Origin of the sequence: Mariniphaga sp., assembly GCF_041687215.1 — a bacterium.
Lineage (GTDB): Bacteria > Bacteroidota > Bacteroidia > Bacteroidales > Prolixibacteraceae > Mariniphaga.
Genome location: NZ_JAWLCI010000047.1, coordinates 14753 through 27052, shown reverse-complemented (window position 1 = coordinate 27052; position 12300 = coordinate 14753). Strand labels below are relative to the sequence as shown.

General features: G+C 42.3%; 11 protein-coding genes. 8 read left to right on the top strand and 3 right to left on the bottom strand.

The genetic code is table 11. The annotated features are described in order from the left end of the window. Window positions 1-92 precede the first annotated feature (92 nt). The 6 genes from ACESMA_RS15250 (at window position 93) to ACESMA_RS15225 (ending at window position 6728) form a co-directional block, all read left to right on the top strand. Entirely contained in the window at window positions 93-2009 is a 1917-nt protein-coding gene (locus ACESMA_RS15250) for a tail fiber domain-containing protein (protein ID WP_372949713.1), read from the top strand. A 19-nt stretch (window positions 2010-2028) separates the two neighbouring features. After that, a complete protein-coding gene (locus tag ACESMA_RS15245; protein WP_372949712.1) occupies window positions 2029-2502 on the top strand; it encodes a T9SS type A sorting domain-containing protein in 474 nt (157 codons plus the stop codon). A 174-nt stretch (window positions 2503-2676) separates the two neighbouring features. Next, window positions 2677-2988, top strand: coding sequence for a hypothetical protein (locus ACESMA_RS15240; RefSeq protein WP_372949711.1), 312 nt, complete (start codon window positions 2677-2679; stop codon window positions 2986-2988). Continuing rightward, entirely contained in the window at window positions 2988-4832 is a 1845-nt protein-coding gene (mutL, locus tag ACESMA_RS15235; RefSeq protein ID WP_372949710.1) for a DNA mismatch repair endonuclease MutL, read from the top strand. The genes ACESMA_RS15240 and mutL overlap by 1 nt, the downstream gene beginning before the upstream one ends. 152 nt (window positions 4833-4984) lie before the next feature. Beyond that, window positions 4985-5797: a rhomboid family intramembrane serine protease gene (locus ACESMA_RS15230; RefSeq protein WP_372949709.1), complete on the top strand. Its 813-nt coding sequence runs from the start codon at window positions 4985-4987 to the stop codon at window positions 5795-5797. A gap of 58 nt (window positions 5798-5855) precedes the next feature. After that, the gene (locus ACESMA_RS15225; RefSeq protein WP_372949708.1) at window positions 5856-6728 is read left to right on the top strand and encodes a rhomboid family intramembrane serine protease; all 873 of its coding nucleotides are present in this window, start codon (window positions 5856-5858) and stop codon (window positions 6726-6728) included. An 8-nt stretch (window positions 6729-6736) separates the two neighbouring features. Here ACESMA_RS15225 and ACESMA_RS15220 read toward each other — a convergent pair whose 3' ends face one another. Next, entirely contained in the window at window positions 6737-7834 is a 1098-nt protein-coding gene (locus ACESMA_RS15220) for a universal stress protein (RefSeq protein WP_372949707.1), read from the bottom strand. A 148-nt stretch (window positions 7835-7982) separates the two neighbouring features. Next, on the bottom strand, window positions 7983-9239 hold the full coding sequence (gene metK, locus ACESMA_RS15215) for a methionine adenosyltransferase (RefSeq protein ID WP_372949706.1): 1257 nt from the start codon (window positions 9237-9239) through the stop codon (window positions 7983-7985). A 252-nt stretch (window positions 9240-9491) separates the two neighbouring features. On the opposite strand from metK, the gene ACESMA_RS15210 reads away from it, so the two are divergent. Both ACESMA_RS15210 and ACESMA_RS15205 read left to right on the top strand, forming a co-directional pair. Further along, a complete protein-coding gene (locus ACESMA_RS15210; protein ID WP_372949705.1) occupies window positions 9492-10490 on the top strand; it encodes a hypothetical protein in 999 nt (332 codons plus the stop codon). A gap of 103 nt (window positions 10491-10593) precedes the next feature. Then, window positions 10594-11538 carry a type IX secretion system membrane protein PorP/SprF gene (locus tag ACESMA_RS15205; RefSeq protein WP_372949704.1) on the top strand — a complete coding sequence of 315 codons (945 nt, stop codon included), beginning with the start codon at window positions 10594-10596 and terminating at the stop codon, window positions 11536-11538. An 82-nt stretch (window positions 11539-11620) separates the two neighbouring features. Here ACESMA_RS15205 and ACESMA_RS15200 read toward each other — a convergent pair whose 3' ends face one another. Beyond that, window positions 11621-12187 (bottom strand): RNA polymerase sigma-70 factor, encoded by a 567-nt coding sequence (locus ACESMA_RS15200; RefSeq protein ID WP_372949703.1) that lies wholly within the window; start codon window positions 12185-12187, stop codon window positions 11621-11623. Between the last annotated feature and the right edge of the window lie 113 nt (window positions 12188-12300).

Here is a 12300-nt window from a genome sequence, read left to right as displayed (position 1 = left end):
ATTATTTGGCCGGTTACTGAAACCTGGCTGAATTTGAATTTTTGTTCGTTTTGTAATGCGCCAATAAATACTGATATCAAAAATAAAAACCAATGAAAAAATCAATTTTTACCTTATTCTTTTCTCTGTTTGCCGTTGCATTGATGGCACAGGTTCCGGCCGGATTCAGTTACCAGGCCGTGGTGCGTAACAACTCAGGAGAAGTTATTGCCAGCCAAACCGTAAAATTTAAGTTCAGCATTTTGCAAAACAGCGCTACCGGAACGCCGGTTTATGTGGAGACTCAGTCAATAGTAACCAACGATTTTGGGCTGGCCAACCTGGTGGTTGGCTCTGGAACCAAAGTAAGCGGTAATTTTAACCCGGCTTCCTGGGGAAACAAGTCACATTTTTTAAAAGTGGAACTCGACCCGGCCAATGGCAATACATTCAGCCACCTGGGAACCATGCAACTGATGGCTGTTCCGTATGCGTTTCATGCAAAAACGGTGGAAATAGAAGCTGATGGTGATCCGACCAATGAAATCCAGGCATTAAGCATCAGCGGAACCAACCTTTCCCTAAGCAAAGGAGGAGGCATCGTCACACTTCCGTCATCGGGTGGCGGCGACAATTGGGGAACACAAACCGTTGTTAGCGATGCAACACTGAATGGCGAAGGAACTACATCAGATCCGTTAAAGGTCATCGGAGATTTAACCGACAATCAAACACTTTCGATATCCGGCAGTGAATTATCAATTTCCAGAGGGAATTCAGTTACATTACCGGCAGGCAGTGATAATTTGTGGACCTTGAGTGGAAGTAATATTTTCAGAACAACAGGTTTGGTTGGCATAGGGACGAATTCACCATCTGCAAAGCTTCATGTATCAGGGAATGTGTTGACAGATGGAAGTTATAAAATGGATTGGGGGGATTATGGTTGTGAAATGAGGGCTGAAGAGCAAAATCTTGAACTTATAAACCTAATAGGTGGCGGCATAAAATTTTATACTTACCCAACAGCCGGACCATCAGCATCGATGAGAATGTTTATTTCTAAAGAAGGTGCAATTGGAATTGGAACAATGATGCCACAATACAAAGTACACATAGCAGATGGAAATTTAAAATTGGATGACGGAAGCATATATCTTGAATATAAACCTGAATTATTCAAACCAGATAATGGATATAGAATTATAGGTGAGGGTAATACCGATGTAATTTATGGAGCAGCAGGTTCAAATATGATTTTAAACAACAAAGGAGGAGGGTCCATTTTATTTGCAACATCACAAACGGCTGGTGGTACCGGATATTACAGGTTAGCCATTTCTGAAACAGGAAAAATTGGAATTAATACAATTAGCCCGGCAGCCGGTTTACACCTGAAGGGAACCGGATTTCCGGGAAGCTTTATGTACCTCGAATCCAATTCCGGCCAGGATGCCGGATTTCGCCTTTATGAGGGAACAACCGAAAAATGGCATATTTTCAATAATGCTGCCGGAGGCGGACTCACGATTAATAACAATGCCTATGCTGTCGCTATTTTTGCCAAACAATCCAATGCTTTTGTGGGCCTGGGAACCACCAGTCCAACTCAAAAATTACATGTTGTTGGAAATGCCTACAAAACCGAAGGCGGGACAGCCTGGGCTACCTCCTCTGATTTACGACTAAAAACTATTCTGGGCAATTACGAAAAAGGGCTGGATGAAATCAATGGCCTCAATGCTGTTCGTTTTGTATATAATGAAGGCAATCCACGGGAACTATTATCAGATGTTGAACAGGTGGGCTTTGTGGCCCAGGACGTTCAGAAAATTTTCCCCGAAGCAGTTTCGGAAGCCGAAGACGGTTACCTCGATTTTAATATCCACGCCATCAACGTTGCACTGGTGAATGCCATTAAAGAACTGAAAGCCGAAAACGACCGGCTGAAAGCTGAAAACAGGGAGCAGAATTTGCGAATTGAACGGCTGGAAAGAATATTTTCAGCAAGTGCACAGAATGAAGAATAAAAACATAAAACTGATCAAAATGAAGCCAATTTTTGTTTTACTTGCGTTGGTTTTTGCAGCAGCAACATCCTATGCACAGGAGGTGGTTGCAAGTTCCGGAAATTCAGGAAGTGCCGCCGGTTACACGGTGGACTGGACTCTGGGCGAACCGGTGATTGAAACCATCGCAGGTTCAGGCAACATACTTACACAGGGCATGCATCAGACAAATCTTCTGGTAACGGCCGTCAGCGAAATGGAATTTCCCGGACTGGAAGTGAAGGTGTATCCCAATCCAACCGGGCGTTTTCTGAAAATTGAAATCATTCAGACAGGGAATGAACCGTTTTTTTATGAAACTTCTGACATCACAGGTCGTAAATCGGTTTTGAAACAAATGCAGACCAACACCGAAGAAATAGACATGGGGAGTTTTGTTTCGGGCATTTATTTTCTGAATGTAGTATCGCAAAACCATAAAATTGTAAAAGTTTTTAAAATCATAAAAAATTAGACCGCTAAATTATTTTCCTTCAAAATTGTTTTAAAGAGAAAAAATCTGGTCAGATACATTTATAAATCTGGTCAGATAAATCCGGTAAGCCGGGTATGATAAAAATCTTCTCCCGATTTCATTTTCATGCATTTTTGTGAAGAAACCTTATCTTTGTAAAAATTAAAAGCAAATATGATTGGGAGATTTTTTCATACACCACCTGCTAAAAAGTTTCGTATCACCCCGCGGTTCTACGATCCCGACAAGGATGAACGGGATGAACGGGAGCGCAGGATAAAAGAGGAATTGGGGATAGTGGACGAAAAAAAGGCGGAAAATAAACTTTACCGGCCAAACATTAAAGGGCAGTTCAGGCAGGCACAGGAAGGTTTCGCCAAATCCTCTGAAAAAGCCCGTAAAGCAAGTAATACCAGGCTTATCATTTTAATTATCATTCTGACCCTTATTTTTTACCTGTTTTTTTATTCTGATTTTACGTTTTAGTGAGCGATATTATTCAATTATTACCCGACTCGGTAGCCAACCAAATTGCTGCCGGTGAAGTGATTCAGCGGCCAGCCTCTGTAGTGAAGGAGCTGGTAGAGAATGCGCTGGATTCAGGAGCCGATGAAGTAACCATTCATATTAAAGATGCGGGGAAAACCCTCATTCAAATTACCGATAACGGATGCGGCATGTCGCCAACCGATGCCCGAATGGCATTTGAACGGCATGCTACTTCGAAAATCAATTCGGCCAACGATTTGTTTTGTATCCGCACCATGGGTTTCCGGGGCGAGGCGCTGGCTTCCATTGCTGCCATTGCCGATGTTGAACTGCGCACCAAACGTATGGAAGACGAAGTGGGCACACTGATTCACATCATCGGTTCGGAAGTGAAAACCCAGGAGCCGGTGGCCTGTTCAAACGGGACTACTATTACCGTGAAAAACCTGTTCTACAATGTGCCTGCCCGTCGTAAATTTCTGAAGGCAAATACTACCGAGCTGAAACACATTATCAGTGAAATTCAGCGGATGGCGCTCCCAAATCCCGATATTCGATTTTCGTTTTTTCATAATAACTCATCGCTTTACGAATTGGGAAAAAGCAATTTGCGGCGACGGATTGCAGATATTTTCGGAAAGAGCATAAACCAGAGCCTGGTGCCGGTAGAGGAAGAAACCAGTCTGGTGAATATTTCGGGGTATGTGGGCCAGCCCAAATATGCCCGTAAAACTATGGGCGAGCAATTCTTTTTTGTGAACAAACGGTACATGCGGCATCCCTGGTTTCATAAAGCGGTTATGCAGGCTTACGAAAAATTACTTCCGGCCGATTCGTTCCCGTCCTATTTTCTTTTTTTGGAGATAGACCCGGCTGCCATCGATATCAACGTGCATCCTACAAAAACCGAAATTAAATTTGAAGACGACCGGGCCATTTGGCAGGTCATTTTTGCGGCAGTGCGCGAATCGCTGGGGAAACACAATGTGGTGCCTTCCATCGATTTTGACCAGAGCGGAAACATTGATATTCCGGTCAGGAGCAAAGAAACCGGCGAAATTCAATACCCGGAAATTAGAGTGAATCGGGATTATAACCCGTTTGAAACCGAGAAAACGCCATCGTTTAAACTGCCCAAATCGGCTAAAACCGAAAAAAGCAATTTAACCCGTTGGGAAGATTTATACCAGGGCGCCCAGTTGATTTTAAGGTCAGAAGACGAAACTTCTCCGGCACCGGGTTTCTTAGAATCTGTAAAATCATCCGAGGGAATTTCCCGGAAAAAAATATTACAGTTAAAACAGAAATACATTTTATCGCCGGTAAAATCGGGGTTGATGGTGATTGACCAGAAACGGGCGCATGAACGTATTCTTTTCGAAAAGTTTATGGAAGTGCTGAAGTCGGATTCGGTGGCAAGCCAACAGCAGCTTTTTCCGCAAACCCTGGAGTTGGATGCCGGCGATGCCGAACTACTTAAAAATATTCTCGACGATTTACTTTCGCTGGGTTTCGATATTCGTGAGTTTGGAAAAAATACATTCATTATTAACGGAACACCGGGAGTTTTGGATGTTTCTTCACCAGAAATAATTATTGAAAAGCTTTTAGAGGAGTATAAAAATTCGCCGGTGAATGCCAAAGCCAAAGCCAAAGTGCAGGTGGCTATTTCGCTGGCAAAAGCATCGGCGCTTGATTATGGCACCGAACTGAAGCAGGAGGAGATTGATCATCTGATAGATAATTTGTTTGCCTGTGCAACGCCCAATTATTCGCCAGAGGGAAAAAAGGTTTTAACGATTATTCCGCTGGAGGATATCGAAAAATCTTTTAATAAATGACAATATGTCGTTATATTGGCGATTTAAATATTTGGTCTGGCTCTTGTAAACTATGAAATCAAAAAAGTGTTTATAATAAAAACCAAGTTAGTGGCTTTTTGAAGCTGTTTTAGTTTTCCGGCTTCGGGCTTCCAACTTCCAACTTGAATAATATGAATTACCGTCCTGTAATGAACGCGATTCCTCCGGTTGTTAAAAACCTGATTATAATTAATGTGCTGCTTTTGCTGGCCACCTGGGTTCTGCAGAGCAGGGGAATCGATTTGGTAGCATACCTGGGCATGCACTATCCGGGCTCAGACAAATTTATGATGCACCAGATTGTTACACACATGTTTATGCATGGGGGGATGATGCACCTGTTCTTCAATATGTTTGCCCTGTGGATGTTTGGCCGCGTACTGGAAAATGTATGGGGATCGCGACGGTTTCTGATTTACTATTTTGTTACTGGCCTGGGCGCAGTTGCCCTGCACATGTTTGTAAATTACCTCGAAATTTCTTCCATGCAAAATGCCATTGAGGCATTCCGTAATACTCCGTCGCCTGACCTGCTCGACCAGTTTGTTAGCAAACATTTGTCCAATGCTTCGGTACAGGTGCGCGATTTTATCAATACCTGGTACGACGATGCAACCAATTCGGCTTATGCTTCTGAAGGTTTGAGCTTGATGGAACGCATCCTTCAACTTAAAATGGACATTCCCACGGTAGGTGCATCGGGAGCTGTGTTTGGCGTGTTGCTGGCATTTGGTGTACTTTTCCCCAATACCCAGTTAATGCTGCTTTTCCCGCCCATTCCTATCAAAGCTAAATATTTTGTTATTGCTTACGGCTTAATTGAACTCTATTTGGGCTTCTCCCGTCCGGGAAGCAATGTGGCGCATTTTGCCCATTTGGGAGGGATGTTGTTTGGTTATTTGCTTATTAAATACTGGAATAAAAACACCAACCATTTTTATTAAAACAGACCAATAGATTTGAGTATATAGTATTGAGATTTGAAGATTGAAATTTGAAAAGGTGGATATTTGGGCCGACATAAAACGAACGTTTAAACAGGGTTCTGCTTTAACCCGACTGATTTACATCAATCTGGGTGTTTTTTTATTGATAAAACTGCTGGCGGTAATTTTTTACCTGGCCGGAATTCCTTTTTATCTGGTAGAATGGCTTTCCGTACCTTCAAATCCCGAAATACTTTTGCAAAGGTTTTGGACTCCCGTATCCTACATGTTCCTTCATGCCGGATTCCTGCATCTGCTTTTTAATATTCTGGGTTTGTACTGGTTTGGAAAACTTTTTATGTATCATTTTGAAGGAGATAAATTGTTGAGTGTTTACCTGTTGGGCGGATTGTCCGGTGCGTTATTGTACGTTTTGGCATTCAATATTTTTCCGGCCTTTCAGTCGGTTAATGCCATTTTGCTGGGGGCATCGGCATCGGTGTTTGCCATTCTAGTAGCCATTGCCGTTTACGATCCGCAACGCGAAATACACCTCTTTTTTATCGGGCGTTTTCCGTTGAAATATATTGCAGCCTTTTATGTAGTGTTGTCCATTATTGGCATTTCTACTTCTAATCCGGGTGGAAACCTGGCACATTTGGGAGGTGCTGCCTGGGGGTGGTTTTACATTGCACAATTGCGCAAAGGAAAAGACTGGGGCTCGGGATTGGTGGCTTTTCTCGATAAAATGGGTGAATGGTTCAAACCAAAAGAAAAAATGAAAGTGACCTTTAAGCAACAAGCCCCGCCACGAGACGATTACGAATACAACCGCAAACAAAACTTTCAACAGGAAGAAATCAATCGGATTCTCGATAAAATTGCCGAATCGGGTTACGAAAGCCTCACCAAAAAAGAGAAGGAGATTCTTTTTAAGCAAGGTAAATAGTCAATTCCCTAAGCATGGAAAACCAGCAGCGGCGTGTTGCTGTGGAAAACCATTTTCCGGGCAATGCTTGGATTAAATAACCGGGCGATCATATTTCGCTTATGGGTGGTAAGCGAAATAATGTCGATGTTTTCTTCTTTAATAAATTTATCAAGCGTTTCCAGAATATTTTCTCCAACCAGCAGCCGGCAGTCAAAATCCTTTCGTTCGTATTTGCTTTTCAAAACATCTTTCATTCCTTCAAGCCGTGCTTTATCCCAGTCAGAACTTTCTCCTTTACCAACATGTACGCAAAATACTTTTACATCGAAAGGTTTTAATATCCCTATTAACTTATCGATGGCCGAAAAGTCTTTTTCATCGAAATTGGTGGCATAAACCACTTTTTGCAGATCGAGGATTTCCTTTTCCGGCGAATCTTCCGGAATAACAAGTACCGGGACTTTCGCGTTGTAAATTACATCGGCGGTTACACTTCCCATAACCAGGCCTGAGTCGCCTCCTGTGCCCATAACAATCAGCCGCGAATTGTTTTCGTGTGCATAAGCCAGGATGTCTTCGTCGGCATATCCCGGTTTAATAATAAATTCGCTATTAACGCTCCTCCATTTCTCTTTGCCAATATCGGAAGAGAGTTTCCGTATAAATTTTCTGAAATTTTCATTGGCATTCTTTTCGGCATTATCCATCCGTTCCAGCAATGTGGTATCGTAAACATACACATCGGCATAAGGAACCGAATGTACGACCGGATTAATGTAGCAATGCATAAAAACCAGTTTTACCTGCAGGTGGGCGGCAATATTAAAAGCCATTTTGCAGGTTTTAAAAGTAACAGGAGAAAAATCAACCGGCACCAGAACATGGTCGTCTTTCTCTTCTTCTTTTCTCTCTTTTTCGAATTTTTTTCCCAGAAATTCATCCAGTACAGGAACAGCCTTTCGAATATCTTTTTCAAGGATTTTAACTTGTACTGAAGTTGCAGCATCTTCCATCAGGTTGATGTCTTCCAGGTCGCATTCAATATCCTGTTCTTCAAGACGAACTTTAAGCATTTGCGCCTTGGAGTAAGGTAATACTACAATTGTAACCAGTTTTTCTTCCATGATTTCCAGGTTTTAAGTGAACATTGTCTCTGTACACTTATTCGCTACATGACATAAAGAGGTTACAAAAAATGGGTAAAAAAAGGGGTGAATCAAAACGAATTTTAAAACACCCCCTGAAAAGCGTATTATTACACTTCCCCCGGAATTATATTCCGAAAGCTTTTTTAATATCATCTACTGAATCGAGTTTTTCCCACGTAAATAACTCCACCTCTTTAAAGGCGGGTGCATTTTCGTAAGGCGATTCATACTTTTTGACTACCGTTTCGGGCTGACGGCCCATGTGCCCGTAAGCAGCGGTTTCCAGGTAAATAGGATTCCGGAGTTTTAAACGGTTTTCAATGGCTGCCGGGCGAAGGTCAAAAATCTCCTGAATTTTTTGTGCAATTTCACCGTCGGTAATGCTTACATTTTTACGGCCATAAGTGTTTACAAATACACCAACAGGCCGGGCAACGCCAATGGCATAAGCCAGTTGAACCAGAATTTCGTCGGCTACGCCGGCAGCCACCAGGTTTTTGGCAATGTGCCTGGCCGCATAAGCTGCCGAGCGATCCACCTTTGAAGGATCCTTCCCTGAGAATGCTCCGCCACCATGGGCGCCTCTTCCACCGTAAGTATCTACAATAATTTTACGTCCGGTAAGCCCGGTGTCTCCATGCGGCCCGCCAATCACAAATTTTCCGGTAGGATTCACATGATAAATGATGTCATCGCTGAAAAGCTGCTGCACGCGCTCGGGCAGTTTTGCTTTAACGCGTGGTATAAGAATGTTAATTACATCTTCCCTGATTTTCGCCAGCATGGGTTCATCGGCATCAAACTCATCGTGTTGCGTGGATACTACAATGGTATGCACTTTTTCCGGGAGATTTTCGTCAGAGTATTCAATAGTAACCTGCGATTTGGAATCGGGGCGGAGGTAAGTCATCACTTTTCCTTCGCGCCTGATTACCGCCAGTTCTTTCAAAATCTCATGCGATAATTCCAGAGCCAGAGGCATATAATGGTCTGTGTCTTTGCAGGCATAACCAAACATCATCCCCTGGTCGCCGGCGCCCTGTTCTTCTTTTTCGGTTTTGTCCACCCCGCGGTTGATGTCGGGGCTTTGTTCATGAATGGCTACCAACACACCGCACGAATCACCTTCAAAACGGTAAGCACCTTTTGTATAACCAATTTTGTTGATCACGCGGCGGGTTACTTCCTGAATATCAACATAAGTTTTTGATTTAACCTCGCCGGCAACCACAACCTGACCTGTGGTAACCAGCGTTTCAATAGCCACTTTCGAGTCGCTGTCAAATGCCAGAAACTCATCCAGCAATGCATCAGAAATCTGGTCGGAAACCTTGTCGGGATGGCCTTCAGAAACCGACTCACTTGTAAATAAATAACTCATAATCCCAAATTATTATAGCCGAAATTAATCAGCATGTTCAACATTAATTTACTGGCTGCGGGATGTATCGGATTGAAATTGTTGAAAAAAAAGCACGATTGCTTTAGCATTTTTTTTCTGTGGTTGCAATCAATCTCAAATCTTTCCACGTAGCACGTGCAAAGGTAATATTCTTTGTGATATTAGAAAAAGAGTTTTTGGAATTTATTTTTACTAACTTTCCGGTAACTTTAAATCTTTTATGGTTAGAAAATGAAACAGCTTTTTAAATTTTGGATACTTGGTTTAGGTTTATTCTGCTTTTTCGCAGCTAACGGCCAGCCCGCTTCTGAACTCCAACTTTTAGAAGTGCGCAAAATATGGGACGAAGCTCCCCACAACGCTTTTACCGATTTAATTCGGTATAATGACCAATGGTTTTGTGTTTTCAGGGAAGGTGAAGATCATGTTTCACCCGATGGAGCTTTACGGGTAATTACCTCAAAAGATGGCAACCAGTGGGAATCGGCGGCACTGGTTACCGCATCGGACATGGATTTACGCGATGCAAAAATTACCCTGACTCCGGAGGGACATTTAATGCTCTCGGGAGCCGGGGCTTTGCACGATAAATCAGAAAATACCCACCAGTCGCTGGTATGGTTTTCCGAAGACGGGTATTCATGGAGTGAAAGTTACCCTATTGGTGATCCTGACTTCTGGCTATGGAGAACTACGTGGCAAAACGGAAAAGCATACAGTATGGGATATGGATGCAGTAAAGAACAATTGCTCCGGTTGTACGTTAGCAATGACGGCAAAAATTTTGAAACCCTTGTGGAGGATTTGGGAATTTCCGGTTATCCGAATGAAACAGCCATGGTATTCAGCGGAGATACGGCATTTTGTCTGCTACGGCGTGATCGCGAAAAAAATTCCGGGCTGCTGGGAATTTCACTTCCGCCTTATACCCGCTGGGAATGGAAAGATTTGGGAACCCGCATTGGCGGGCCCCAGATGATTCAACTTCCCGACGGCAGGTTCCTGGCTGCAGTGAGGCTTTACGGCGGTGAGGGATGGCATCCGGCACACACTTCGTTATGTTGGGTTGATACAAAAGAAGGAACCATTACTGAAGCATTGGAATTGCCATCAGGTGGAGATACAAGCTATCCCGGAATGGTTTTTAATGATGGAATATTGTGGGTGAGTTATTACTCTTCTCACGAAGAAAAAACTTCCATTTACCTGGCAAAAGTAAAAATTAACTGATAGGATACTGTCGTTTGGTATTGAACTTCAATATTTTGAAACACCTGTTGTCTATGTCGCTTTAAATTTGTAGTTTTCCCGTTGGAATTTTGTTCCGGAAAACATGAAAAACTGGATAGGACGATTTATCATATTAACCCTGATGGTTCCTGTGTTTTTTGCCAATAGTTACGGGCAGGCAGAACCTATTCTTACTCAGTATATGTTCAATATGCAGCCCATTAATCCGGCTTATGCCGGTATGTGGGAGAAAATAGGCTTTTCAACCCTGGTGCGGAAACAGTGGGCCGGGATTAACCGTTCTCCACTTACACAGGTTTTTTCTTTCCATTCGCCAACAAACAACGAAAAAGTAGGCCTGGGCCTGAATGTTACCAACGACCGCTACGGTCTGGAAAACAAGCTGAATATTTTTGGTGATTATGCTTATGAAGTAGCCATTACTCCGCAAACAAGACTCCGGCTGGGCCTGAAATTCGGTTTTATCAACTACAAAAATCCGCTTACGCAGTATCAGCTTTATCCGGATGGCCAGTACGATGAGGCTTTTGCCGAAGATGTTGACCTGAAATTTATGCCCAATTTTGGGATAGGAGGATTTCTTTACGATGAATATTATTACATCGGGCTTTCCATTCCTAAAATGATAAAAAACGACTACAAAGCCAACATCAATAATTTTAATGTGGAAGCGCAGGTTCAAACGGTTTACCTTATGGCAGGCTATGTTTTTCGGCTAATTCAGTATAATTATCTGATAATTAAACCGTCCATGATGCTGACTTATAACCGTGGTTTACCGCTGAATTACGATTTAGGCATCAATTTTATGTTACGCGAACAGTTGTGGCTGGGCGTAATGAACCGGTCGGGAAATGCCATCAGTTTTATTTCGCAATGGATAATGGATAACAACCTGCGTATTGGTTTTGCCATGGATTTAACTTACAACGAAATATTTCCCTATCAATACGGAACTTACGAAGTTACGCTGGGCTTCGACATGGACTTTTTCGGACGAAGCTATATCAGAGAAAAATATTTTTGAAATAATTCTGTTGCCACTGTTTTGCAGTTGGTTGTACAGAAATTTCTTATTTGGAAAAAAGGAATGAAAACCTGGGCGGCATTTATTTTAGTAAATGCATCAATAAAAATAAAGGCAAATAATTTTTTAAATCGGTACGAAGTTTTTTGAGGGCATTGCTAACCTGAAGTTCGACGGTTCGTTTGGACAAGCCAAGTTTTTCAGCAATTTCCTGATTTTTTAATCTTTCGAACCGGCTTAATTCGAAAATTTCACGGCAACGGGGAGGTAGTTTTTTCAGGCTTTTTTCAACAATAGCCTGTAACTCGGCCTCGGCAAACCATAACGAAGAAAGGTTTTCCGGGAATTCCTGTTCTGCGGCCAGATTCCCTAATTTTTGTGATTTTCTCTGTTCGCTTTTAAGGTAGTCGAGTGAACGGTTTTTCACAGCCGTGAACAGATAATTTTTAAGCGATGTGTTGATTTGAATTTGTTTGCATTTTACCCAAAGTGTGACAAACAATTCCTGAACAATATCTTCTGCCGTTTGCTGGTTTCCGGTAATTCGCTCACAATAAGCACATAATCCCGAATAATAGTAGTGAAAGATAAAATCGAATACGACTTTATTTCGGGTTAGCAGTCCTTTTATGAGATACTGTTCTTCCAATCAGGTCAGGTTATTGAATGAAAGTCAAATGTAATGAAACGCAGTTGAAATGCAAATACAATTGGGAGTTAAACCCTCGATGTAAATTAAAAATCTAAACATGGACAAACCAG